General features: G+C 58.2%; 25 protein-coding genes and 1 pseudogene. 13 read left to right on the forward strand and 13 right to left on the reverse strand.

From position 1 onward, the window contains the following. The first annotated feature begins 98 nt into the window (after nucleotides 1-98). Nucleotides 99-524, forward strand: coding sequence for a hypothetical protein (locus tag ALB80_RS22095; RefSeq protein WP_172677843.1), 426 nt, complete (start codon nucleotides 99-101; stop codon nucleotides 522-524). A gap of 308 nt (nucleotides 525-832) precedes the next feature. Then, nucleotides 833-1,624, forward strand: a complete 792-nt coding sequence (locus tag ALB80_RS01105) for a heparin lyase I family protein (protein ID WP_172677844.1) — start codon at nucleotides 833-835, stop codon at nucleotides 1,622-1,624. Between the two features lie 263 nt (nucleotides 1,625-1,887). Here ALB80_RS01105 and ALB80_RS22100 read toward each other — a convergent pair. Then, a pseudogene (locus tag ALB80_RS22100) lies at nucleotides 1,888-1,977 on the reverse strand (IS6 family transposase); the annotation flags it as partial. Nucleotides 1,978-2,649: 672 nt separating this feature from the next. On the opposite strand from ALB80_RS22100, the gene ALB80_RS01110 reads away from it, so the two are divergent. Genes ALB80_RS01110 through ALB80_RS01120 form a run of 3 tightly spaced genes read left to right on the forward strand, consistent with a single transcriptional unit; the run spans nucleotide 2,650 to nucleotide 9,685 of the window. Continuing rightward, nucleotides 2,650-4,995, forward strand: a complete 2,346-nt coding sequence (locus tag ALB80_RS01110; RefSeq protein ID WP_157054121.1) for a hypothetical protein — start codon at nucleotides 2,650-2,652, stop codon at nucleotides 4,993-4,995. Then, entirely contained in the window at nucleotides 4,992-6,599 is a 1,608-nt protein-coding gene (locus ALB80_RS01115; protein ID WP_050602181.1) for an HAD family hydrolase, read from the forward strand. The genes ALB80_RS01110 and ALB80_RS01115 overlap by 4 nt, the downstream gene beginning before the upstream one ends. A 26-nt stretch (nucleotides 6,600-6,625) precedes the next feature. Beyond that, nucleotides 6,626-9,685, forward strand: coding sequence for a hypothetical protein (locus tag ALB80_RS01120; RefSeq protein ID WP_050602182.1), 3,060 nt, complete (start codon nucleotides 6,626-6,628; stop codon nucleotides 9,683-9,685). Between the two features lie 275 nt (nucleotides 9,686-9,960). On the opposite strand, the gene ALB80_RS22560 is transcribed toward ALB80_RS01120, so the two are convergent. Genes ALB80_RS22560 through ALB80_RS01145 form a run of 6 tightly spaced genes read right to left on the reverse strand, consistent with a single transcriptional unit; the run spans nucleotide 9,961 to nucleotide 11,477 of the window. Further along, nucleotides 9,961-10,278 (reverse strand): DDE-type integrase/transposase/recombinase, encoded by a 318-nt coding sequence (locus ALB80_RS22560; protein ID WP_256364007.1) that lies wholly within the window; start codon nucleotides 10,276-10,278, stop codon nucleotides 9,961-9,963. Next, a complete protein-coding gene (locus ALB80_RS01130) occupies nucleotides 10,271-10,648 on the reverse strand; it encodes a phage late control D family protein (RefSeq protein ID WP_050602183.1) in 378 nt (125 codons plus the stop codon). Before ALB80_RS01130 ends, ALB80_RS22560 begins: the two co-directional genes overlap by 8 nt. Nucleotides 10,649-10,651: 3 nt before the next feature. After that, nucleotides 10,652-10,855 (reverse strand): tail protein X, encoded by a 204-nt coding sequence (locus tag ALB80_RS01135; RefSeq protein ID WP_083445155.1) that lies wholly within the window; start codon nucleotides 10,853-10,855, stop codon nucleotides 10,652-10,654. After that, nucleotides 10,852-10,989 (reverse strand): hypothetical protein, encoded by a 138-nt coding sequence (locus tag ALB80_RS22565; protein ID WP_253276794.1) that lies wholly within the window; start codon nucleotides 10,987-10,989, stop codon nucleotides 10,852-10,854. The genes ALB80_RS01135 and ALB80_RS22565 overlap by 4 nt, the downstream gene beginning before the upstream one ends. 9 nt (nucleotides 10,990-10,998) lie before the next feature. Beyond that, nucleotides 10,999-11,283: a phage tail protein gene (locus tag ALB80_RS22570; protein WP_253276795.1), complete on the reverse strand. Its 285-nt coding sequence runs from the start codon at nucleotides 11,281-11,283 to the stop codon at nucleotides 10,999-11,001. Further along, nucleotides 11,283-11,477 carry a hypothetical protein gene (locus ALB80_RS01145; protein WP_050602185.1) on the reverse strand — a complete coding sequence of 65 codons (195 nt, stop codon included), beginning with the start codon at nucleotides 11,475-11,477 and terminating at the stop codon, nucleotides 11,283-11,285. The genes ALB80_RS22570 and ALB80_RS01145 overlap by 1 nt, the downstream gene beginning before the upstream one ends. Nucleotides 11,478-11,770: 293 nt before the next feature. Between ALB80_RS01145 and ALB80_RS01150 the strand changes: the two genes are divergently transcribed. The 5 genes from ALB80_RS01150 to ALB80_RS01170 are packed head-to-tail and all read left to right on the forward strand — an operon-like array spanning nucleotide 11,771 to nucleotide 17,035. Continuing rightward, nucleotides 11,771-12,154 carry a nuclear transport factor 2 family protein gene (locus ALB80_RS01150; protein ID WP_253276796.1) on the forward strand — a complete coding sequence of 128 codons (384 nt, stop codon included), beginning with the start codon at nucleotides 11,771-11,773 and terminating at the stop codon, nucleotides 12,152-12,154. Nucleotides 12,155-12,203: 49 nt separating this feature from the next. After that, complete coding sequence (locus ALB80_RS01155; RefSeq protein ID WP_050602552.1) at nucleotides 12,204-14,999, forward strand: [glutamate--ammonia-ligase] adenylyltransferase; 2,796 nt, start codon at nucleotides 12,204-12,206, stop codon at nucleotides 14,997-14,999. After that, entirely contained in the window at nucleotides 14,983-15,255 is a 273-nt protein-coding gene (locus tag ALB80_RS01160; protein ID WP_050602186.1) for a hypothetical protein, read from the forward strand. The genes ALB80_RS01155 and ALB80_RS01160 overlap by 17 nt, the downstream gene beginning before the upstream one ends. A gap of 38 nt (nucleotides 15,256-15,293) precedes the next feature. After that, nucleotides 15,294-16,496: an RSP_2647 family RNA methyltransferase gene (locus ALB80_RS01165; RefSeq protein WP_050602187.1), complete on the forward strand. Its 1,203-nt coding sequence runs from the start codon at nucleotides 15,294-15,296 to the stop codon at nucleotides 16,494-16,496. Continuing rightward, nucleotides 16,493-17,035 carry an RSP_2648 family PIN domain-containing protein gene (locus ALB80_RS01170; RefSeq protein WP_050602188.1) on the forward strand — a complete coding sequence of 181 codons (543 nt, stop codon included), beginning with the start codon at nucleotides 16,493-16,495 and terminating at the stop codon, nucleotides 17,033-17,035. The genes ALB80_RS01165 and ALB80_RS01170 overlap by 4 nt, the downstream gene beginning before the upstream one ends. Before the next feature lie 70 nt (nucleotides 17,036-17,105). Here the strand turns inward: ALB80_RS01170 and ALB80_RS01175 are convergent, their stop codons facing one another. Then, nucleotides 17,106-17,792: a M48 family metallopeptidase gene (locus ALB80_RS01175; protein ID WP_050602189.1), complete on the reverse strand. Its 687-nt coding sequence runs from the start codon at nucleotides 17,790-17,792 to the stop codon at nucleotides 17,106-17,108. A 234-nt stretch (nucleotides 17,793-18,026) separates the two neighbouring features. Between ALB80_RS01175 and ALB80_RS01180 the strand changes: the two genes are divergently transcribed. Beyond that, nucleotides 18,027-18,830, forward strand: a complete 804-nt coding sequence (locus tag ALB80_RS01180; protein ID WP_050602190.1) for a methyltransferase domain-containing protein — start codon at nucleotides 18,027-18,029, stop codon at nucleotides 18,828-18,830. 27 nt (nucleotides 18,831-18,857) lie between these two features. Here the strand turns inward: ALB80_RS01180 and ALB80_RS01185 are convergent, their stop codons facing one another. From ALB80_RS01185 to ALB80_RS01200, 5 genes are all read right to left on the reverse strand, one after another. After that, on the reverse strand, nucleotides 18,858-20,042 hold the full coding sequence (locus tag ALB80_RS01185; RefSeq protein WP_050602191.1) for a VWA domain-containing protein: 1,185 nt from the start codon (nucleotides 20,040-20,042) through the stop codon (nucleotides 18,858-18,860). Nucleotides 20,043-20,046: 4 nt separating this feature from the next. Then, complete coding sequence (locus ALB80_RS22345) at nucleotides 20,047-20,217, reverse strand: hypothetical protein (RefSeq protein ID WP_172677845.1); 171 nt, start codon at nucleotides 20,215-20,217, stop codon at nucleotides 20,047-20,049. Between the two features lie 7 nt (nucleotides 20,218-20,224). Then, nucleotides 20,225-21,592, reverse strand: a complete 1,368-nt coding sequence (locus ALB80_RS01190; protein WP_050602192.1) for a DUF2927 domain-containing protein — start codon at nucleotides 21,590-21,592, stop codon at nucleotides 20,225-20,227. Beyond that, nucleotides 21,589-22,038: a GNAT family N-acetyltransferase gene (locus ALB80_RS01195; RefSeq protein WP_157054122.1), complete on the reverse strand. Its 450-nt coding sequence runs from the start codon at nucleotides 22,036-22,038 to the stop codon at nucleotides 21,589-21,591. Before ALB80_RS01195 ends, ALB80_RS01190 begins: the two co-directional genes overlap by 4 nt. 101 nt (nucleotides 22,039-22,139) lie before the next feature. Then, nucleotides 22,140-22,985, reverse strand: a complete 846-nt coding sequence (locus tag ALB80_RS01200; protein ID WP_050602193.1) for a MoxR family ATPase — start codon at nucleotides 22,983-22,985, stop codon at nucleotides 22,140-22,142. A 381-nt stretch (nucleotides 22,986-23,366) separates the two neighbouring features. On the opposite strand from ALB80_RS01200, the gene dksA reads away from it, so the two are divergent. Then, nucleotides 23,367-23,789, forward strand: a complete 423-nt coding sequence (gene dksA, locus ALB80_RS01205; protein WP_050602554.1) for an RNA polymerase-binding protein DksA — start codon at nucleotides 23,367-23,369, stop codon at nucleotides 23,787-23,789. 71 nt (nucleotides 23,790-23,860) lie between these two features. Further along, nucleotides 23,861-25,012, forward strand: coding sequence for an NAD(P)/FAD-dependent oxidoreductase (locus tag ALB80_RS01210; RefSeq protein WP_050602194.1), 1,152 nt, complete (start codon nucleotides 23,861-23,863; stop codon nucleotides 25,010-25,012). Nucleotides 25,013-25,014: the final 2 nt, after the last annotated feature.

Genomic DNA, 25,014 nt, shown 5'->3' on the forward strand with positions numbered 1-25,014 from the left:
TCTGCCAATGCGCGAAGTGCGATTGATCCTACGGCTCAGGCGCGCGCCCCACCCGTATTACGCCTTCTTCTGTGTTTCGGACGAAATACTGAACCAAATTGCCACTTGGACCAAATAGTATTGCTTTGTCTCCAAAGAGACTTGAGCCGCCAAATCTGGCTTTGACAGTTTTTGTTTGTGGTCCCGGAATATCATTTGCCTCCGCACGGTTCCCGCCGGCATCACAGCTCACAAAGGAAATCAAAGCACGGCCAGATGAATCGACGGGAATATCCAGCTTTGTCGGTGTTACAAAAGACTTGTCAAAATCCGGCCCGCGCACAGTGCATTTTGCTGCAACCGATGCTCCGTTGACTTCTGCGCTGAAAGCAATGGCTCGTGTTTCTACGGCAGTAGGCGATGACAAAGAATCCTCGGGTTTAGGCTCAGGAGAATTTGAAACTGTTGTGGTGTTACACGCGGCCAGTACGACGCAGCCCAAAAAAAAAGGAACGCATTGTGATATCCCGTATCCGATATTTTAGAGGTACTTACATACGGGGCATGTCCGGAGTGCAAGGTTGTTTTCATCCGCCCCCGAAACTGTTCGAAATCAGGACTAGCAACGACTGATACAAACTGAATCAGGGGTGCCAGGGATTGATCCAGCCATCATTAGCTGGATGCGCCGACTAGATGATAAGAGCCCAAAGTAGCAGTTACTGTCAGTACTGCACTCAAGAGAAATAAATTTGCTCTGGCGGCCAAAGTTTCTGTTTTTGCTTTACGGATCAACCCAATTCAAAGTTGTATTGGCTGTAGACTAACAATCGAAATGAATGAGAGCTGGGATATGGATAGAACGATGTCGATGTTGCCAAGATTAATCACCGCGTTAAGCACGTTGGTCATTGTGTCCTTGCTTGCACTGCCGGTTGCGTCAGAAACAGTCGTCAAATCCGTCAAAGGAAAACAGTCGCCCAGAGATGTTATTGTCAGCGGCTTTCGAGGACTAGAACGAGAAAAATGGACGAACGAAAAAACTTACGGGATGCAAATTGTGAAAGACCCTCCCGGAGGAGGGTATAAAAAGGCTGTTCGTATGGAATTGCGCTACGGCGACTGTGGACAGGTTAAAGACTGGGACGACTGCAAGCAAAGAAACCAACGAGTAGAACTGACTAAGGAAAATGCCTTTAAAGCTGGTCAGACAAAAAAATATGCTTGGTCCATGTACTTACCAAAATCGTTTTCGACAGCAGGTTCAGAACAAATTGTTTTGACACAGTTTTCTATGATGGGAGGTAAGTATCACCCCTTTCAATTTTATACTAAAAATGGGGGCTTGATGGCGCGTAAGCGGGTTGAAAGCGCAGACTGGAACTATGAAAGTTTGGTCAAAACAATCGTTCCAAGTTCACGTCTTCGAGGCCGCTGGCACAGAATTGAAGTCGATGCAAAATGGTCACTCAAGCCTGACGGAATTTTCCAAGTTAGAGTTGACGGAAAACTTGTGTACGATTGGAAGGGTGCAACTTTATCCGAACCGAAGCCGGGCAAGATAAAATTGGGCATGTATCGAATAAAGTTGAACTCGAAGGCGCCGCCAGTCGTGGCCTATTTCGCAGGTTTAATTGAAAAGTAATTTGCACGGCTGTCCTATTGAATTTAGTTGGTTGTAATTATTATTCCGGACGCTGACCGAAGGCAGTATGAATGTCGGTTTCGTCCGCATAGCTGCTGTCCAAGGCTCAAAAACACTGCATCTTTGATTAAAGTCCGCTTCCTGTGCATTGCCGCTGTCGCTGAGGCCTAGTTCTTCGCTAGCAGCGAACGGCAGCTCTGTGGCCAAGATGACAACGTTCTTGCCGCCCTCAATCGTTTGCAGCCTCTATCAAATTGCCATACCCGGTATGAAACACAGTAGCGCAGGTGGAAGAAAACCGCGTGCAAGATCACGTCTTTCGGAAAATGCGCACCCTTAAATGAGAGCGTCACGGTATGCTCCTGTTATGTTCTAGTGCGCGCCACCAGAAATGCAGTCAACCTGACAGGTAGGGACAAAGTTTGCGACAGAACCTTGTCAAAGACCGCGATGTGGTCGAATGGGGTAACATAGTCATCGGATCTGAGGTCGGCGGCGTTTTAAGCAACCGAGATGATCCGCTCCTTGCTGTCTGTTTCATTCCAGGAGGCTTTGACGGTGTAGACGCCTCCGGGCCTGACATTCATCGTAACACGATAAGTGATTCCCAATCGGCTCATTGGCTGCGTTCAGGTGCAAGAATCGTAACGAGGGACGGAGCGAGATTCTCGGCTCGACGAGTTTAGAGGCAAACTGTAATTGCGCCGGTGCTGTGTCTGAACCACTGCACCGCGAGGTGATCGAAACGACATGTTTTGGCCGCGCCCATTGGTGAGCTTATCCGCATATCACCTTGAATTCGTTTATCGGCTGCCACCAGCCTTGGCCGCAGGCGCGGCAAAAGCATCGAAGAGTGGCGGTTTCGCACAGGCACGAATCCGAAATGACCGGTTGCCGGGCGCCATCTTCGGGCACCAGCTTTCGTGACAAATGCCCGTTATTGGTGTATGGTTGAGAGTTATTAAGATGTCGGAAACAGATCGAAATCTCGATCCATATGTTACGGCATTTGACGGGATTTTTTCGTGGAGAATGAATTTAGATACGCACCTGCAGCGGTGACGGTTGATGGGCTATTTGCAGTCCCGGTCAAAATTGAATCGGTCACAGCAACCTACGCGATTGATGCTGCTGCAAAGACCGCCTCCGCAACAGCAGAGATGGCGTTCACCTTGGGGTTGCATGACGGCTTTCCGGTCTTTGATCTCAGGCAGACGATTGCGTCCGCAACGCTCGACGGCGTAACAATTAGCCCTTCGGATATGGCGCATCACGACTTCGGCGGTGGCGTCAACGCCGAGATGCGCATTCTCGAACATTGGCTGATCGCAGGCACATCGCACCTGCTGAGCCTGGACTATGCGTTGCAGCAACCGGCGTCACCCAACTCCCGGGGCCTTGTCTGGGAGGCCGGATCGTCGCGCCTGTCATTCGATTTCTTCCTCAGTGATCTGAACCCGGCACGGTATCTGGAAAGCTGGCTGCCTTCGTCCATGCTGTGGGGGGCGTTTCCCGTCACGCTGGACATCTCGATGTCGGGCGCGCCCGCGCATGTGCTGATGTCGAACGGTGCCGTTTCCGAGTTGGGGACAAATCACTGGTCGATCGAATTTCCAGCCGATTTCGCACCCTGTTCGCATTTTTTGGTGATCGAGGCTGCGGACAGGATCACGACGCAAACGCAGAACACCATCCTGCCTGGTGGGCAGGCGGTTTCGATCGAGGTGGCAAGACGCACCAGCGTTAGCGTCGATCTGGCATCCGGCGCCGCAAGCATCGCCGCGGATCTTGTAACCAATACCTCGCAAATCGGCCCCTACCGTCACGGCGGGCGTTACGTCGCCCTTCTGACGGATCCCGGCTATCACAACATGGAATATGACGGGGCCACCACGACCAGCACCGGGGCGCTCTCGCACGAAGTTTTCCACAGTTGGTGGGCCCGCGGTCTGGTCCCGGCGCAGGGTCAGGACGGGTGGCTGGACGAGGCATGGACGAGTTACAACACTGGGGCGGGCGGGCCATCCGCGACTCCGCTGGATTTGGCGGACCCGCCGGTCACGCTGTGGCCGGGGAACCCTTGGGCGCGGACCACGCCGGGGGCGTCCTACGGGCATGGCGCCAGCGTCTTTTCGGGTATCGCCGCTGACATCGGGATCAATGCGCTGCAAAGTCATATGTCCGCGATCTATCAATCCGCGCAGCGACGCCACTACAACACCCCGGGGATCGAAGCTGAACTGATCCGCAGATCCGGGCATATGCCCATCGCGGACTACTTTGAGCGTTTTGTCTATGGCGGCGATACCGCCCAGCCTGGTGCAGCCAATCTGCACCTGCGCGATGCGTCTGATGATACCGGTACCGAGCCTTATTCGGGGACCTTCTGGCTGTCGCCTGACGTGTGGGTGCGACAGGCCGAAGATGGCGGCACCAGCCCGCAAAGCCCGGAATTCGGTCAGGACAACTGGCTTTATGCCCGGGTGAGAAATCGCGGTTCCGCAACCGCCCGGTCCTTCGTCGTGGGCTTCAAGCTGCAGGTCTGGGCGGGAACCGAGTTCGTCTATCCGGGCGACTGGTTTCCACTGACCGGTGTGGCCGTCGGGTTCGATCTGGCACCGGGGGCGTCACAGATCGTGCACACCCGTTGGCCTGCGGGCGACATTCCGGCCGAAGGCACTCATGGCTGCCTGCTGGCCATGGCATGGTGTCTGGACGATCGGCCGGTTCCCGGACGGCATGTCTGGGAAGAGGACACGCTGGCGCAGCGCAACATGACGGTTGTCGATCTGGCCCCCAATGAATGGGAACACTATGCCCTGCGCATCGGCAGCCGCTACCGGAAATTTGCGGAATTTCACCGGCTGGAACTGCTGCGTTCACGCACCGCGCGCGCCGTCGAGGTGCAGCTCACCCATCGCGATCCTGCGCGGGTCGAGGCCTTGTTCCGCAGCGCCGAACGGCTGAAGACCGCCGATGCGCCGCACGCCGCAAAAGCGAAGAGTGCCATCCTGGATCCCGGACCCTTTCTGCTGGCCGGCGGATCTGCAACCCTGCGCCCGGCACCGGGATCAAGCCTTGCCTTCGTGAAGAAATCGCAGCTTTGGCCTGTGGGCGGCGCGCAGGGCGCGCGCCTGGTGAAATCCCGCGAGGGCGGGCTGGCCATCGCGTTCGATCCCGGGCCAAGGGCTGGCCTACTCATCGGGCTGTTGCCGGGGCAGGAGCATCACTTCCAGCTCTGTCTGCGCGCGCCAAAGACCCCCCCGAAAGGCGGTCGTATCGACCTCGTCCAAAGCGATCGCGAAGGCCGGGCAGTGGGTGGCGTGTCCTACGGCCTGGGAAACCCTGAAGAAATGGAGCCGCGGCAATGACACCTCCCGTTCTGTATTTCGACCTGGGCAACACCCTGGTTCACGGGCCATCCGACAACCGGGTGCCGCTGCCCGACGCGGTCGCCACGATCGAGACGCTCTGGCAACGCGGCTACCGGATCGGGATTCTGTCCAACCAGCCGGTCGGGATGACGCAAGCGCTGATGATCGACAAGCTCAATGACTACGGGCTGGACGCCGCAAAATTCGACGCGATCACGTTTTCCTCGGAATTTGATCCGCCCAAGAGCAAGCCGGACCCGGAAATCTTTGACCACGCGCTGAGCAAGGTTGGGTACACGGCGGGCAGCATACGCACGGTTTTCATCACCGAAACACTGAACCATATCGAGGCGGCGCGCAATCTTGGCTGGCGGGCGATCCACACCCCCTACAACGCCACCTGTACAACTGCCTCGGGGGAATGCGTCGAGGCACTGGACGATCTTCTCGACCTGTTTCCCCCGCTTGAGATCGACGTCTATATGCGGGACAATTCAGGCGATGACGGAGACGAGCCGTCGAGCGGCAGTTTCTGGAATTCGCCGGACCTGTGGATTCGCAATCAGAACGATGGCGGCACCGCGCATCAGAACCCGGAAGCCGGGACCGACAACTGGTTTCATACGCGGTTGCACAATCGCGGAGAAGGCATCGCACGTCTCGTGCTGGTCACGCACGCTGTTCAGGAATGGGCCGGAACGCAATTCGTGCACCCGAACGATTTCGTCCCGCATACCGCAATGATCGGGATACTCAATCTAGTGCCGGACGAGCCGCAGATCGCGGTCGTCAAGTGGGAAGCGGACAATGTCCCGCCCGAGGGCACCCATGCCTGCTGGCTGTCCGCCGCCTATTTCACCGGGGACGCAATCGCCACAGGATCTCATGTCTGGGACTCCAACAACCTCGGGCAGAAAAATCTCTCGGTTGTCGAGATGGCGCCGGGCGAGACTGCGGAAATGGCCTTTGTGATCGGCAATCGCGCCGTGCTCACCTCCCGCCGCGTGGTTCTCGAGCTCTGGCAATCCGTCAAGGGCCCCATGCTGTCGGCCGCGATCCGCAGTCAAAGCGCCCCGGCGCTGGGCCGGGCGGTGCGGCGCAGCGGCATCTTCGCGCGTGTCGCACGATCCGCGCCGCCCAGGAAAAACGTCGGCCTGCGCTTTCTGACCGAAGCACGTGTGGAACTGACCGAACTGCTGGACGCGAGCAATGACACCGCCGTATTCGACCTCGCTCCGGGGTCCGAGATGACATTTCCGCCCGGAAAAACCGCTGAGAAGAAGCCGCGCGTATGGCCCGATATGCAGCTGACGGCGCGCCTGCGTAAGGATGCGAAAGGCAACGAAGAGGTTGTTTTTGATCGCGCCGCGTCCAGTGGCATCGCGCTTGGGCTGCGCGAGTGCGAACTGTTGCCGGCCACATTGCGGCTGACCGCCCCGAAAGATGCCAGCGAGGGCGACCGGATCCGCGTCGATCTGGTCCAGCGCGATGATGATGGCACCGTGATCGGCGGCATCTCGGTCTCGGTCGTCATCAGGGCCCGCAAATCCCGCAAATCCCCCGCGAAGAGACGCTCCAAGACTGCCCGCAAGAAGTCGTAACAAACAGACTATGGGAGACATTTATCATGAAAGAATTTTATCGTTCCGACCTGAAAGCGCATGTCCGCACCGATGACGGCAACCATGTCCGCAAGATCCGCCATAGCCAGCAATACTGGGAAAGTCCGGTTGGCGGCGGCGGGCTGGCGACGGCGACACGCTATCTGCGGGATCTGGCAAGCGTCTACGAAATCGCGACGCCACGCCTCGACAATCTTGAAACGAAGGTCACGTATCTCGATCCGAAGAAAGCCCCGGAAGACTACCGGCTGTCCGACGAAAAGGGGCGGTTCGACGGGCGCGTCTACGGGTTCTTCCAGACTTATCTCAACGTGCCGGTCTGGCGCGCCGGACTGCGTGTCACCATCAAGCAGGGACCCAACCGCGTCATCGCCTCGGAGGACACGACAGTGCCGGGCGTCGATGCCAAGCTGCCGTCGCGCAAGACCATAGACCGGTGGCGATCGGTGTTTGTGAACGCGAATACCGTCACGACCCAGACCCATGCGCTGCGCGCGAACGCCGACCTGCGCACGACCACCTTCGGGCCTGCCGCGGGCGAGGCCGGAGGAGATGGCGAGCAGCCGGGCAGCGACCTGATCCGCAAGGCGCTTACCTTCCAGGAAAGCGGCGAGGATCAGCGGGTCACTAGCCGTTTGATCCAGGGGCGGTTCTGGATCTACCGTTTTGATCCCGACCTGCGCCTCGATCCGCATCACCGGCACGATCCGAACCCGGTCATCCAGGAGGACGACGCGCCAGCCCGCCGCCGGAGCAAACGCAGCGGGGGTGAGGTGTTCGATCACGGAATGCCGCAGCCCTTCGATCTGCCGGCCGTCCCCGACCGGATCAAGGATGGGTCGGATTACATGGTGGCCGAGGTCAATTTCGAGCTGACGGTCGGTGCGGATAAACGGGTCTGGCGCATGCTGGTCGAGCTGGAAAGCAACGCCGTTCTATACCTGCGCTCGCTTTCGGGCTGCGTCGACGGGCTGGTGTTCGAAGACGACCCGATCACCAAGACCGGCAACACCGCGCTGAACAGCGCGTCGAACAACGCAACGCTCAATCCCCAGAGGGACGACGTGACACTGCAAAACCTCGATCCGCCCTCGGGCGGCACGCAGTCGCTGATCGGCACTTATGCGGAAGTGACGCAGGTTGCCGGCCTCGATCCCGGAGAACCCACCGAAACCACAGGCACCGATTTCGACTATGATGCCCGGACGCATGATTTCGCGTCCGTGAGTGGCTATTTCCATGTCGACCGGATCTTCCGGACGATGGAGGATTTGGGCTTTACCGTGATCGGCGATTACATGGCGAATACGAGCTTTCCGATCCCCGTCGATATCCGGTACTGGTCGAACAATACGATCAACGCGCTCTGCAACGGCAACGGGTCGGGCGGCATCGGGTCCGTGGGCTACGGCCTGATGGATACCACCGATACCACGAATCCGCTGGGCCGCGCCGCCGACCCCCGCGTGCACCTGCACGAAGTGCTGGGCCACGGCATCCTCTATGAAGGGGTCGACTTCGCCAATTTCGGCTTTTGTCACAGCGCCGGTGACGTTCTGTCGATGATCTATTTCGACCCGGACTCGAACTGCTGGGGCGTCGATGGCACCGCGGTCAACAAGCCGGGTGATCTCCGGTTCACCTATGTGCCATGGCATCCGTCCCTGAACCGCCGGGCAGACCGGGACATCGCGGATGGCTGGGCCTGGAACGGCTCGCGCGATACCGGCGGCTATCCGTCCGAAGAGATACTGTCGACGACGCTGTTCCGGTTCTATCGCGCCATTGGTGGTGATCATCCCAATCTGGGCCGCCGACAGTTTGCCTCGCGCATGTCGATGTATCTGATCATGCGCGCGATCGGGGACCTCACCTCGGGCACCAATCCCGCCTATGCGCGTGATTTCTGCGATCAACTGATGAGCACCGACGCGCTCAACTGGACCAGCGAGGGCGTCTTTGGTGGTGCCTATCACAAGGTGCTGCGCTGGTGTTTCGAACAGCAGGGCGAATATCAGACTCCGCTGGTGGTCGATGGCATCGCTCCGGACGGGACGATAACGACTGCAGGTGATCCGCCCGATACCGATGTCTATATCGATGACGGGCGCGCCGGAGGGTATGACTTTCAGCATGTCCACTGGAACACCACGACGATTTGGAACCGGCGCATGGCGGACGGGATCGAGGCCCACCAGGAACCGGCCCTGAACGAAGTGAATTACGCCTATGTGAAGATCAAGAACCGGGGCACGGCGCAGGCGCAGAACGTGGTTGTCTACGGCTATCACACGAAACCCGGGGCCGGGCTCAACTGGCCCGCTGATTTCGAGGCTTTCAGCACGCCGTCAGTCAATGCCGGCACGCTGGACGCGAACGATTCCGAAGAAAAGATCATCGGACCGTTCGATTGGACGCCGAACATCAACGCCTACGGTCATGATTGCATGCTGATAGTCGTGACCGCCGATGGCGATGCGTCGAATATCGACAATTTCACCGCCGGTGAAACCATCCCCGAATGGCGTCTTGTCCCCAACGACAACAATGTGGGTCAGCGAAACGTCAATCCGGTTCCGGGCGGAGGCGGCGAGCAGGGCCTGATGGCCGGGCTCGACAATGTGAGTTTCTGGGCGGGCAATCCCAACCCGGAACGCGGTCAGATGACCTTCGACATCCATCTGCCCAGACTTCTGCGTGATCGTGGCTGGCGGCTGGAGCTCGTCGGTGTGGGCGCGGGCTTTTCGCTGGCCTCGGGGGCCAAGCGCGAGGTGTTCATCAAACTGCATCCCGGACAGTCCTTCACGCGCGACTCGGTCGAAACGGCCTCGGACCGGGATATCCGCATTGATGTTCTGGCCAATGATGGGCTCGTCGGCGGCATGACCTATCGGCTCGACCCGGATATCAAACGGCCCTACAACGCCGACAAGCCCAAAGACAAGGATTGCCTTGACGAGGCGCAGCGCCTTGCGAAATGCCTCGGTATCGATCAGGACATCAGCAAGGTCTGCGTCAAGGAGATCGTGCTGGGTCTGAAGGTCAAGTCGGACGATTGCTGCTAGCATCTGTATTTCTCAGACGTTCAGAGTGGACCGTTTTTGCTGAGATTTGAGGAGAGGGTGTTGTCACGTTAATTTCCGGTCGACCAAGCAATGCTGATGCTTAGGTTTCAAGCTGCTCGGGTGGCTGCATTCCAGACGCCATATGCCTCGAGACGGTGGTATCGAAGTGTTGAGGCGGAGAGGCGGCGAGCAGGAACGCTGATGCAATTTCAGATGGTTGAATGGGTCGCCACGAACCTCCGAAGTCCGCCTGGAAACCGATTCCCTTGTATCGCTCACTCTCGCTTTCGGAACGGCAAGTGGCTGTTTTCAGCGCGGTTGTTTAGGCCCTTGTGCGACCAATGATCCAGGCCCGGGGCGACCTCTCGCTTGGCAGCACTATACGACCTTGGCTTGTCGGTGATGATACGTTTGGGAATGAAGCCGCGGCTCTTCATCAAACGCCGCAACAACCGATTTGCTGCCCGTTTGTCCCGTTTCGGTTGGAGGATTTCGTTCAGCACGACGCCATGCTGATCGACCGCACGCCATAGCCAATACTTGCAACCTGAAATTCTCACGGCAACTTCATCCAGATGCCGGATATCAGGCAAAAGGCCCGCGTTGCGTCAGCGCGTCTTTGGTCGTGGCGACGAAGAACTTCCAATCGCAGCGGGCGCGGACTTCGCCCAGCATGTCCGTCGCCTTCGCGTCGATTGTAAGGGTGGCCGGGTCGAAGTCGCCAGACCGGTCATCGACCACAAAACGGCCCATCGACACCAGATTGCCGGTAAAGCCCATTGCCATCTCCAGCGCCGCGCCGGTCGGGGGCAGGGCCAACTGAAAGTCATGGTTGTCCACGCGGAACTCTGCGGTGTCAGACTTGGACCCGGCTTTGTCAGTGATCGTCATACTGATCAGACGATCCTGAAATGATGCCGTGACATCGGTGCCGTCTGCGAGGATACGAAAGTCGATTTCCATGCCTCAACCCCAAAGCCGTTTTGGTGTCCTGACCGGATCTTGCTGAACAACCGGGAGGGTGATCACCAGCCCCTTCGGCAGGACCGGCCCCATTGCTGCCAGGCCGGGGTTGGCTTCGTAGACGACAATGGCGAAATCCTCGCGGCCGTAATGAGCCTTGCAGATTTCATCTACCATGCCGCCGTCGATGGTTCGGTACGTTGTCACAGAATACCCCCGATCAAACCTGTGAGGCCCTGTGCATCCGGGCCATAGGATTTTGACGTCAGAAAGAATTCGATCTGGCGCGGGGCCCCGTCAGGCATGAAGTAGCTTTTGCGTTCCTCGACCTGAACAATCACCCAGCGCTTTCAGACCCCACCCAACCTGTCGACCATCATCAACAGCATCTTCAAAGCTGCCTGCGCCCGCATCAACTCTACCTGCCGCAAACCACCTTTGAAATGCACGTAAATGACCCCTTCAATGGTGATTTGCTGAGCGCGTTGGCCCAAGTATTGCAGGGCGGCTTCCCGCCCGATCCGGTTGACCTCGGTCCAGCGATGCCCGGCACTTCGGGCCATCTTTTGATAGGCCCCGTTTGACATGTCAAACCGGAAAACACCGAGCGCCATCATCACACCGCCAAACTGCATCAGTAATCCACTCGGTCATGTAGATCCGCGTTCCGCTTTTGTTTGAGGCGCTCAATCTGGTCTCGCACCATGCGCGCTATCTCTGCCGGATCGGTACCTGGCGGTGGTGCGATCGTGATGGTGATCGTGTCGCCACCACGCACGCCCTGGAGCCCACCAGACAGAGTTGAGATCGGTGGTCGGCTGTCGATCATACCCGACAGCTCGCTTTCCCGACCGAGTTAAACCAACAAATCCATCATCGGCACGAGTGACAAGTGCGCCTCATACGGCTTGTTTAATTAGGTATTGCGGCACTCAAGAGGGATTGCAGTATTTGGTGTCACAATTTTTTGAGCCGAAGCGTAGTCGCCCATTTTAACGGTTTTTGAAAACCATTATGGTTCAAGAAACTTTTAGGGAGGTGCTTGGCGATGAGCCCTATTTTACAACGCCCTTCCGGCTTCTTCCGGTTTCCCGCAATAACAAGTGTCACACAACAATGAATATGACTGAAATCAAAACGGCGCCTGCGCTGAATGATATCCTGGATCTGGAAAAACAGGTATGGATGGCGCTGGTGGAAGGAAATGCAAACTCGGACCGGGCTTTGCTGAGTGCGGATTTTTTGGGAGTTTATCCCACCGGGTTTGCCAATCGAGACGATCATGTCGGTCAATTTGCGGACGCGCCGACGATGGCGGAGTTTGACCTGAGCGATGCGCGGTTGCGCGTTTTGACGCCTGACATTGTGCTGTTGTCCTATCGGGCAGAATATCTGCGACCGGGTGCAACACGGCGTGACACGATGCTGATTTCCTCGCTCTGGGAAAGAAGAAACGATGTCTGGGTCAACAGCTTCAGTCAGGACACACCTCTTCAGGAGATCTGATCAGAATGCCCCATTGACGATCACACACGGCGATGCGCAGTTTGCGGGCATGACTGACGCTCTTGCTATTACCCGACTTCCACGTGCTTTTGATCCGTCTTTAGGCGACGAGGCACGGGCTTTGATCCCAGGATTGACTAAGGGGTTAGGGGATTTGGTTGCGGGAACCGCCGGGTCCAGCCCTTATCTGAAAGGTCTGATCGAGCGGGAGAAGGATTGGCTGCCAGAGGCCCTGATGCAACCGGATCAAGCGCTGGCGGAGGTCATGACCGCTGCACGCGACCTGCCGCCAGACCAGTTGAAGCCCGGCTTGCGGCAAGCCAAGCGGCGAATGGCTCTGCTCACGGCATTGGCCGATATTGCAGGTGCTTGGTCTTTGGAGAAGGTCACGGCAGTACTGACCGATTTCGGAGCTCTGGCAGCGGATATTGCAGCCAAGGCCGAGATTGCAGCATTGATCCGGCGCAAAAAGCTGCCGGGCATGACCGAGGATGATGTCGAAACTGCAGCCGGTTTGGTCATCCTGGCGATGGGCAAGATGGGCGCGCATGAGCTGAACTACAGCTCGGATATCGATCTGATCGTTCTGTTTGACGAGACGCGATTTGACCCAGATGACTTTTATGAGGCCCGGCATGGTATGGTCCGGGCAACGCGGAATTTCTGCGCAACGCTCAGCGACAAGACGGCTGACGGGTATGTGTTTCGAACCGATCTGAGGCTGCGCCCCGATCCCGCCGTGACACCGGTTTGCATGGCGATGGAGGCGGCTGAACGGTACTATGAAAGCCTTGGCCGTACCTGGGAGCGCGCGGCTTACATCAAGGCGCGGCCCTGTGCCGGGGATCTGGCCGCGGGTCAACGATTTCTGGACAGCCTGCGCCCCTTTGTATGGCGGCGCCATCTGGACTTTGCCGCCATTCAGGACGCCCACGATATGCGTCTGCGTATCCGGGAAAACAAAGGAACAGGTGGGTCTTTGTCGATTCCCGGCCACGACATGAAGCTGGGGCAGGGCGGTATCCGAGAGATCGAGTTCTTTACCCAGACCCGTCAACTGATCGCGGGTGGCCGCGACGCGGACCTGCGGGTGAGGGGGACTGTTCCGGGGCTGGCGGCGCTGGCCTCGAAGGACTGGGTGCCGCAGGACGTGGCCGAGAAACTGACCGATCATTACCGGGCGCATCGCGAGGTCGAGCACCGCATTCAGATGATTCACGACGCTCAGACCCATAAAGTGCCAAATTCGCCGGATGGGATAGAACGCGTCGCTTGCCTGATGGGGATCAGCAGCGCCGAGTTGACACAAGACCTAACCCGCCGACTGACTGAGGTGCATGAGCTGACCGAGGGGTTCTTCGCTCCGGGCCACTCACCGGCCCCCGCGCTGGTTCAGGACGTGGAGTTCGACAAAAACATACTGGCCCGTTGGACGACGTATCCGGCCTTGCGATCCCAGCGCGGCGCTCGGATTTTCGAACGCCTGAGGCCCGAATTGCTTTCACGCCTTGCCAAGACGGCCAAACCGGACGAGGCGCTTATGGCCTTGGACGGGTTTCTGGCCGGTCTGCCCGCCGGGGTTCAGCTGTTTTCACTGTTCGAAGCAAACCCGCATCTGATTGACCTTTTGGTCGATATTGTTGGCACATCCCATGCGCTTGCCTCGCATCTGTCGCGCAACGCGTCTGTGTTTGATGCGGTGATCGGGGGCAGTTTCTTTACCGATTGGCCGGGGCAAGAGGCGCTGCAGATCGAACTGGTACAGGCTCTGTCGGAAGAAACGGACTATGAAACCCAGCTTGATCTGGCGCGGCGCTGGTGCAAGGAATGGCATTTTCGCATCGGCGTGCATCATCTGCGGGGCCTGATCGATGGGGCACAGGCCGGTCAGCAATATGCAGAGCTTGCTCAGTCGGTGATCGCTGCCATACTCCCTCATGTCACGGACAACTTCGCCCGCAAACATGGTCCCGCGCCAGGGCGAGGAGCCGCCATTCTGGGCATGGGGTCGCTTGGGGCAGGGCGCATCAACTCGCAATCCGATTTGGACATGATCGTGATCTATGACCCCCTGGACCAAGAGATGTCGGATGGCCCGCGCCCACTGGCGACGCGGACTTATTACGCCCGGTTTACACAGGCGCTGATCACTGCACTCTCGGCCCCCATGTCCCAAGGGCGCTTGTATGAGGTCGATATGCGGCTGCGTCCCTCAGGCAACCAGGGGCCGGTGGCAACAAGCTGGGCCAGCTTTACCAACTATCAGCAAAATGATGCCTGGGTGTGGGAGCATCTGGCCCTGACCCGTGCGCATGTCGTTGCGGGTGACGCGGGGTTGGCTGAGGACATTGAAACCTTCCGGACCGATTTCCTGTCACGCCTAAGGGATCAGGATAAAGTCCTTCGCGAAGTGGCCGAGATGCGTGCGCGTCTGGCCGCCGCCAAGGCGCCTGCGGGCATCTGGGATGCCAAGAACGGTCCCGGTCGTTTGATGGATATTGAGCTGATGGCGGAAACTGGCGCCTTGTTGGCCGGGTCTCAACAGCGCGATGTATCGTCCGGTTTGGATGGGACCGTCGCTACCGGGTTGCTGGATGTCGCGCAAGCGCAATCCTTGAAAGATTGCTATAACTTATGTTGGTCTGTGCAATGCGCGGCGCGGCTGCTTTCTGGTAAGGTCATCGAAGCCGATAAGATCGGCGAGGGCGGTGCGGCCTTTTTGTGCCGGGCGACCGGGTTCGAACAGGTCGAGGCCCTACAGGCGGCATTGCAAGAGAGCTATAAGACCGCAGCCGATCTGATCGGTGGCGTAATTAAAGGGGGCGAAGATGGCGCGCAGCACTGATCCCAACGACCACAAGGGCTTGATCCGCGAAGCCTATCGCATCGAAGGCATCACCCTGCCGGAATGCCGCAGCATCTTTCTGGACTGGGCGCTCAGCCTGCCCGCTGATCGCGATCAGAATACGGCGCTGGCAGAATTGCACGCGGGCTACGTAGATCAGAACCCAGATCATCCCATGACACAGGTGCTGAGCGAGGGCCTTCAAGCGGCTCAGGCCCCCAAACGCCGGGGTGGATGGAGATCTCGTAACCGCTAGGGCTTTTCCACCGGCGCGTTCACGACTATGAGGGCGCCATGACCCAATCTGCCGACCGCCCCCGTATCCGCCTGAAACCCAAAGCCAATGCGCGCGGCCTGCGTCATGGTTTCCCCTGGGTCTATGCCAATGACATCGTCACCGACCGCCGCACGCGCAAGATCCCGGCGGGCGCTTTGGCCGTGCTTGAGGATGACAAACGCGCGCCCATCGCGCTGGTGGCGGTCAACCCCGAGTCCAAGATCATGTGCCGGGTGCTGGACCGTGATATTGACGCGCAGCTTGACGCCGTGTGGTTCGAAACCCGCCTGCAACGCGCCCTTGAAATGCGCGAAAGTCTATTTGACGCCCCATATTATCGCCTGATCCATGCCGAAGCGGACGGCTTTCCTGGCGTGATCATCGATCGCTTTGGCGAGGCCTGCGTCATCCAGCCGAATGCGGCCTGGGCCGAAGCGCATCTGGACGTGCTGACCGCTGCTTTGATCAAGGTCACAGGCGTGACCACTGTGCTGAAGAACGCCTCGGGTCGCACACGCGGGCTGGAAGGGCTGGACGACACCAATCAAACTCTGCACGGCACTGCACCTGATGCACCGCTACCGGTGCCGATGAATGGCGCGACCTATATGGCTGATCTGACCGGTGGGCAAAAAACCGGCCTGTTCTATGATCAGCGCCCCAACCATGCCTTCGCTGCGCGGCTTGTGCATCCGGGCGCGCAGGTGCTGGACGTCTTCAGCCATGTGGGCGGCTTTGGTCTTGCCATGCTTGCAGGCGGTGCAGAACAAGCGCTGTCCGTCGATGGCTCCGCCGCCGCACTGGCACTGGCTGCAAGTGGGGCCGAAGCTTCAGGTTTTTCTGACAAGTTTCAAACCCGGCAAGGCGATGCGTTTGACGTGCTGACCCAACTGGGGGAAGAGGGGGCGCAGTTCGATGTGGTGATCTGCGACCCGCCCGCTTTTGCGCCTTCGAGACAGGCGCTGGATGCGGGTCTGCGCGCTTATGAACGGATCGCCCGACTGGCCGCAGCTCTGGTCAAACCCGGTGGTTATCTGGGGCTGTGCTCATGCTCGCATGCCGCTGATTTGGGCCGTTTTCGCGATGCCTCGTCCCGCGGGATCGGTCGCGCCGGACGGCAGGCGCAACTGATCCATACCGGGTTTGCAGGAGCGGATCACCCGCAATTGCCGCAACTTGCGGAAAGCGGCTATCTCAAAGCGGTGTTCTACCGACTATGAAAGCCGTGCTCGACACCTGCGTCATCTACCCCACGGTGATGCGCGAGATGCTGTTGGGTGCAGCACGTCTTGGTCACTTTACCCCGATCTGGTCCGCACGCATCCTCGAAGAATGGGCCCGGGCGGCCCGCAAACTGGGCCCCACGGGTGAGGCACAAGCGCGTGCTGAAATCGCGCTGACACAAGCCAACTGGCCAAATGCAGAGCACGCATCGAATGAAGGTCTGCAAAACCGACTTTGGCTGCCGGATGCCGATGACATACATGTACTGGCGACGGCAGTTGCGGCCTCTGCCGATATGATTGTCACAGTGAACGCCAAGGATTTCCCGCGAAATATCCTGTCCGAAGAGGGGCTTGAGCGTCGCGATCCCGACACTCTGCTGCATGGGTTTTGGCAGTCGGACCCGGAAGGCTTGAACGCGCTCGGCATTCAGATCCTTGCCGAGGCCAACCGTCTCTCGGGCGACAAATGGACCCTGCGCGCACTAATGAAGAAAGCCCGCCTGCCACGCCTTGGCAAAGCCCTCAGCAGCTAAACGGGGTCCACCTTCATCTGGCTAAAAATATCCCGGAGAGCGCGAGAGGCTGGCCTCTCGCTGCACACCCTCATCCACGGTCCCAACGCTGCTCAAGAGCTTCCAACGCTGCAATCCGCTCGTCCGTCTTGGGGTGACTCATCAACCACGCCGGAACGACACCGGCGCGCTGCTGCGTCAGGTCCTCCAACTTGTGAAACAGCGACTTCTGCGGTCCTATGCCGATACCGGCCTTGGTCAGCAATGCGGCAGCATATTCATCCGCCTCATATTCATCCCCACGTGACAGGCGTGAGGCTAAAAGGGCGGTCAACGCGTTGGCAATCATCGCGCCGATGAACGGGATGAACCGGTTCAGTACCAATATCAATGCCGTCCTCATCGCATTCTGACCGGAAAAATCAATCATCCGCCGCCGCGCATGTCCAAGGGCCACATGCCCTAGCTCATGCGCGATGACACTGGCCATTTCCTCGGCCGATACCTCGCCGTTGCGAAACTTCCGATAAAACCCGCGCGTAATGAAAATCCGCCCGTCCGGAGCGGCCAGCCCGTTCACCGGGTCGATCTCGTAGATATAGACCGGCACCCGATCGATACCCAGGGCGGCGGCCAGCCGGTCCGTCATGCGTTTCAGCGCTGGGTCGGCCAGTTCCGTTGATTTCGCATCCAGTTCTCGATGGGTACGCCAGACGGAAATCCGGTACATGGCAAGACCGTAAAGGAGGGCCAGAAGGATCGGGGTGAGTTTGATCATAAGTCAGATATGGGGCAGTGGCGTAGAACTGGCAAGAGGGACACACGGGCGCCAAGTAGAGCCATCCCGACAAACCCATGATCGCCGCAACAGACGTTGAGTGGGCCAGGGACAGCATTGTGTAGCCCGTTTTCAGACCCGCGCGGGATATGTTTGACCAGCAAGTAACACGGGGCAGATGAGAATTTTGCGAAATTGCAGTATAATCCATCCGATTTTACCGGAGGAAGTGTTGTGTCCGACCCCTATGCCGATCTCGCCTCTCAGGATAAAGAACTTCAGAAACGTATTGCCGACGCGATAGATATCCGCAGCCAGGATTTGGCGCAGAAAGAGATCAGACAAGCTTATCTTGCGGATATTAAGTTGCCCCCGAATGCCTCGGCCGTCGAATTGGGCTCGGGGACGGGGTATGTGACGCAGGACCTGATCAGCATGGCCGGAGCCAAAACTGCGCTGGGGGTGGAACCTTCGCCTGTTATGGTGGAACGCGCCAACCTGCATTTCGCGGATATACCAAACTTGAGCTTTGTGATTGGCGACGCAAGGCAGACCGGTCTGCCGGATGACGCATTCGATATCGTCCTGATGCACACATTACTGTGCCATGTCCCCGGTCCTGAAAAAGCAATCCACGAGGCCTATCGGATTTTGAAACCCGGCGGCGTATTGGCGATTTGCGATGGGGACTACAGCACCGCAACCGCTCGGATCGCCGATTTCGATCCGCTGGATCAGCTTGTGCGTTTCATGATCAACCAGAACGTCACCAACCTGTGGATCATGCGCCAGATTTCAGGTTTGCTGACCCGAAACGGATTTGCATTGGGCGCATTTAAAGGCCACGGTTACGTCGCTGAAGGGCAGGCGGAGTATTTTCTGACCGTGATAGACCGGGGCGCGGATCGCCTGGTTGAAGAAGGTGTTCTACAGCCCGACACCGGAGAGGCCCTGAAGCAAGAAGCACGCGACCGCGTCGCGCAGAACACGTTCTTTGGCTACATGTCCTACGTCAGTCAAATCGCCTACAAGCAATAGGCCCCTGGCCGATCTTGGTCACGCGCATTATCGCGTAAGGTCCCGCATTCCCTGTTCCAGCCCCGCGAGTGTCATGGGAACCATGCGGTTCTCAAAAATCTCGCGGATCATACCGATCGAGTGAGTGTATTCCCAATATTTCTCGGGCACCGGGTTGATCCAAAGATTTGACGCCCATTGCTCACGCGCGCGTTCTAACCAAACCTGACCGGCTTCCTGGTTCCAATGTTCATTGGCGCCACCGGGATAGGCGATTTCGTAGGGACTCATCGAGGCGTCGCCGACAAAGATGCACTTGTAATCACCGCCATAGGTACGCAGCACCTCATGCGTGGGCGTCTGTTGATCCCAACGACGGTGGTTGTCGCGCCATACGCCTTCATAAAGACAATTGTGGAAATAGTAGTATTCCAGATGCTTGAACTCGGTGCGGGCAGCCGAGAAAAGCTCCTCGACCACTTTGATATGCGGATCCATCGAGCCGCCGACATCCAGAAACAACAGAACCTTGACCGCGTTGTGACGCTCGGGGCGGGTCTTGACGTCGAGATAGCCGTGTTCAGCCGTGGCCCGGATGGTGCCGTCCAGATCCAACTCTTCAGCCGCACCTTCACGGGCCCAGCGGCGTAAACGTTTCAGAGCGACCTTGATGTTGCGGGTGCCCAGTTCAACTGTGTCGTCTAAGTTCTTGAATTCCCGTTTGTCCCAGACTTTGATGGCGCGCTGATGGCGGCTTTCCTTTTGGCCAATGCGAATACCTTCGGGGTTATACCCATAGGCGCCAAACGGAGAGGTCCCGGCCGTGCCGATCCACTTGTTGCCGCCTTGATGGCGACCCTGTTGATCTTTCAACCGCTCGCGCAGGGTTTCCATCAGCTTGTCAAAACCGCCAAGCGCTTCGATCTCGGCTTTTTCCTCGTCCGACAGGTGTTTTTCGGCCATCTTGGCCAGCCATTCGGCAGGGATATCCACGGCTTCCAGAACCTGATCGAAACTGATCTCGTTCAGCCCATCGAAACTGGCTGCAAAAGCGCGGTCGAACTTGTCGATGTTGCGTTCGTCCTTCACCATCGACACGCGGGCGAGGTAATAGAACGCTTCGACATCATAGGTGGCGAGGCCCTTTTTCATGCCCTCCAGAAAGGTCAGGTATTCGCGTAAGGAAACGGGAATACCAGCTTTGCGGAGGTTTTCGAAAAAGGGCAGAAACATAGCGTTAGCCCACCAAACGGACCAGAACCAGTGAGATCACCAGCCCGATCAGCGCAAACGCGATCCCGTAACCGGCTGCATATTGCGCCATATCGGCCCCGTTGCCGTTGCGTTTCTTCGCGGTCAAAGCGCCCAGGATTGCTCCCAGTATCGCCATTCCCAGAACTACCACCATGTGTGTTTCATCCGTCTGTCGTGCTGCCCGAGGCCCGTTGACCCGCGCTTTCAACCAAAGACCGGGCCACCAGATCCGAGCCAAAGCCGTATCGCGCCCAACCCAGACTGTCCAGCCTGACCGAACGGGCCTGTTGAACCTGTCCGGCCTGTTTCAGCGCCTCGGATTTCAACAGCAGCAACGTGGCCAGGATCGAGGCGTTCTCGGCGCGGGTCATCACGTCGATGGCGTTGTTCAGTTCGGGTAAAGCGCGGGGTCCCTGATCTTGAGCCAGCGCAAAGGCAGTGGTCTGAGTGGTGACATAGGCCCTGTGGACCTCGGTTCCAGGCGTCGCCTTCAGAAATTGCTGCGCGATCTGGAACTGTCTCAGCGCTTCGTTCGGGTCGCGGAATTGCTCCATCCGCCCCATAAGGTAGTGCGGGTAGGCACGGCGGTGATCCGTCCACCCCAATTGTTGGCCAATGCGGGCCGCTTTTCTGGCAGCCCTCATTTGCCGGGGCGATCCTGGCCCGGGGCCCACCGATTTCTGAATGGCTTCGACCCATTCGCGAGGCGTTTCGGTCGCGGGTTGCACAGCCAATCTGTCCCCGCGCGGGTTCAGGCGGCTCAGCACTCCGGGGATCACGGCCTCGACCTGTTCCCGGCTCATTCCCGTTCGCAGCTCAGGCGCATAGGCGGCGCGCAGGATCAGCATGTCAAACCCGGTCAGAACGGTGTGAATGTTGTCGTCGTTGAACACTGAATCCGGCAGATGATAGAGGTCATTCAGCGGCCCCAGAGCCTGAGCCAGCTCTTCATGCAGACAATCGCGTATTTCCTGTGGGCTGACATCATAAGGAATGAAAATGCCAAGCCGTTCACGTTGGCGTAGCTCGGTCCAACTGCTTTTGGCTTTCCGGCGGTCACGGCGATACTCGTCCAGGCTTGAGGCATTTGGGACCACGAAACAGGCCGCATTGGGCAGAATGCGCAGGATGTCTTCCTGACTGACCGCCTCGATCGTGATATTGGCCTGACCCTCACGGATCTGCCGGATATTGATCCCGGCTTCGCGTTTCAGACGGTTCAGCAGGCGCGTCAGGTCCTGCTGCATACTGGCGGTCGGCGACCCGGTCAGCCGCACCGTGACCGGCGTTTCAAACCGGGTGAACACGGGCAGGGCGGCCCCGCTTTCCAACGCGAAATGCAACGACACAAAGTCAGCGGCGATGTTCTTGTTGGACCGCGCGGGTGGCCATGGACGAGGAGAGCCGAACGACTTGGTTGGAGGAAGCGCCACTTCGACCGAGGTCACTTTTTCGGACAGTTCGATTGTTTGAACCGATGTGCAGCCCGTCACAAACAGTGCCAGCACCAAAGCGGACCAACGCATCATGAGCGGGCGTACTTGATGAACGGTGAGAGCGTTCCGATGCGATCATACAGCTGCCGCGCGGTGTGGTTGAACTCCTGCGTCAGCCAGTAGACCGACGGGGCACCTTGCCGGTCGGCCTCGTCATAAACCGCCTGGATCAGCGCACGTCCGACGCCCTTTCCACGGGTTTCGGGTCTGGCGAACAGGTCTTGCAGATAGCACACCTTTTCCACCTTCCATGCATGTCGATGAAACAGGTAATGCGTCAGCCCGACCAGAGCGCCATCCTGTTCCGCGACAAAACACGAGAAGTCCTGAGGGTCTTCACCCAAAAGTCTGGAGAATGTTGTCTCGTATATCTCAGGAGGCAGGGTGGTTTCGTAAAATGCCAGATAGTCCTGCCACATATCAGCCCACTGGTTCTTGTCCTCGGCGCGAAGTGGGCGGATATTCAGTGCATTCGCCAAGCGGTGTATCCAATTCTGTGGGTTTGAACTTGTTACTGTCGCGATGCTGGCATTCGGGGTGCCGCAACGCAACCCAAGATCACCGATTGTTCAGGTGTTGGCTATCGTTTGCCACGCGCCATAAAGGCCAGACGTTCGAACAAATGCACATCCTGCTCATTTTTTAGCAACGCCCCGTGCAATTTGGGCAGGGCGTTGGCCCCGTCGCGCTTGAGGTCTTCGGCGCTCAGATCTTCGGCCAGCAGCAGTTTCAGCCAGTCCAGAACCTCTGAGGTCGATGGCTTTTTCTTCAACCCCTGCGTCTCGCGGATTTCATAGAACTGGGTCAGCGCAGTAGTCAGAAGTGCGTCTTTTATGCCCGGGTGATGCACCTCGACGATGCGGCGCATCGTGGCCTCGTCGGGGAAGCGGATGTAGTGAAAGAAACACCGGCGCAGAAACGCGTCGGGCAGTTCCTTTTCATTGTTCGATGTGATGATGACGATGGGACGGTTCTTGGCCCGGATCGTTTCGGCGGTCTCGTAGACATGGAACTCCATCTTGTCGAGTTCTTGCAAAAGGTCGTTGGGAAACTCGATGTCCGCCTTGTCGATTTCGTCGATCAGCAGAACGACCTTTTCATCGGCCTCGAACGCCTGCCAAAGCTTACCCTTGCGGATATAATTCGACACGTCATGCACACGCTCTTCACCCAGCTGACTGTCGCGCAGTCGGCTGACCGCATCGTATTCATACAGGCCCTGTTGCGCACGCGTGGTGGATTTCACGTTCCACTCGATCATTCGCAACCCCAACGCCCCGGCCACCTGTTTGGCCAATTCGGTCTTGCCGGTGCCGGGTTCACCCTTGACCAGCAGAGGGCGTTCGAGTGTGACGGCAGCGTTCACGGCAATGGTCAGATCGTCCGTGGCGACATATTCGGCAGTGCCTTGAAAACGTGCGGTCATGAGCCTCTCGTGTGGTTTTATGGCATGGATGGGTGAATTGTGTTTTCCGGGTTACAGAGAGGCAAGGATTTTGACAACCCGCGTCCCTGCGTCGGTCAACAGGATTTTTACTGCATCTCCAACCCCTTTTGCTTGATTCGCGCGCTGCCAAAGCTTGGCATCGTGCGGTTCGCCCTAAAAATGCCTGCTGAATTTCACAGAAAAACAAGGTTTTGTTGATGTTTGTCTCATAGTTAGACAAATCCACGCGGGCACATGTGGAAGCAACGTTTGTGTAGTGACATTCCACCGCCCGTCGGCTAAACGCTGCGCAGAAGGGAGAGCCAAATGTCAGGTGAAACAGCCGCGACCGACGTTTCTGGCCATACCGAGGGAGCAAATATGAAGCAGGAAGTTTTTCTGCCGGAAGATTACCGTCCGGCCGAAGATGAACCTTTCATGAATGATCGTCAGCTTGAGTATTTTCGCCGCAAGCTGCTGGATTGGAAGACAGAGCTATTGGCAGGCAGCCGCGACACGATCGAAGGGCTGCAGGACAACACTCGTAACATTCCGGACGTCGCAGACCGCGCCAGCGAAGAAACAGATCGCGCGCTTGAACTGCGCACCCGGGATCGTCAGCGCAAACTGGTCGCCAAGATCGACTCGGCCCTGCGCCGTATCGAAGAAGGCGAATACGGATACTGCGAAAAGACTGGCGACCCGATTTCGCTGAAACGTCTGGATGCGCGTCCGATTGCCACCATGACGCTTGAGGCACAGGAACGTCACGAGCGCCGGGAAAAGGTCCACCGCGACGATTGATCGCCGGGCTCAGGGTAAAAAATTTAAGCGCCGGGGCCTGTGGCCCCGGCGTTTTTGCGTTAAGGCGGGGCATGAATATCAACAGTCTGAAATTCTGTGTCATTGGCGGCGGCATCGGTGGTCTGGCGGCTGCGCTTGCGTTGCGTGTCAGGGGCGCACAGGTCACTGTGTTCGAACAAGCCAGCGAACTGACCGAAGTCGGAGCGGGCCTGCAAATCAGCGCCAACGGCATGTCTGTCCTGCGGGCCCTTGGCGTTGCAGATGACAAACCTGCCTTTGGGCAGAAATCATTTGGTACTGTGCTGCGCGACTATCGCAAAGGACGGGTCATCAGTCGCGTACCCAGTCCCGCTGCAGGACCGACCTATTACTTCCATCGCGCCGACCTGCTTGACTTACTGCACAAAGCCGCGTTGCGCGCCGGAGTAGAGATATGCTTTGGGTCTCGCGTGACTGAAGTGCGGAAACACCCCGGAGAGGCCGAGATTGTTCTGGAAAGCGGCGAAAGGCTGCGCGCCGAATGTGCTATTGCAGCAGATGGCGGGCGCAGCGTGATCCGGCCGATCCTCAACGGCCCTGAAACTCCCGCCTTCACCCATCAAGTTGCATGGCGTGCCACGATCCCGTGGAGCCATCCCGACCAGACGCCGCGTGCCGCGCTGACCATGGGGCCCGGGCGTCACGTGGTGACGTATCCTCTGCGCGATCAGAGCCTGATGAATGTCGTGGCGATCGAAGAACGGTCGGACTGGCGCGAGGAAGGATGGTGGCAGGAGGGACACCCAGAGGACTTGCGCGCGCGCTTTGCCGATTTCGGTGGTGAGGTGGGTGATATTCTTGCGCAGGTCGAGCAGGTCAACATTTGGGCTTTGTTCTTGCGCCCGGTTGCCGCGAAATGGCAAAACGGCCGCCTCGCCCTGCTAGGGGATGCAGCACATCCTACGTTGCCGTTCATGGCGCAAGGGGCCTGTTTGGCGTTGGAGGATGCGTGGTGCCTTGCCCGCGCCTTCGAGGCGCAGTCGGGTGTCGTGAAGGCGTTGGCCGCCTATGAGAGCGTCCGGAAATCACGCGCGCAAAAAGTCGTCGCGACCGCAGGATCAAACGCGCGAAACTTTCACCTGAGCGGCCCAATGCGTCTGGCCGCTCAAGCTGCTTTGATGGCGCTTGGTCCAAGGTTGGCGCAGCGATACGATTGGATCTACAGCTACGATCCGACCGGGTGAGG

It is taken from the genome of Ruegeria sp. 6PALISEP08 (genome assembly GCF_001238295.1).
In the GTDB taxonomy this organism is placed as follows: domain Bacteria; phylum Pseudomonadota; class Alphaproteobacteria; order Rhodobacterales; family Rhodobacteraceae; genus Ruegeria.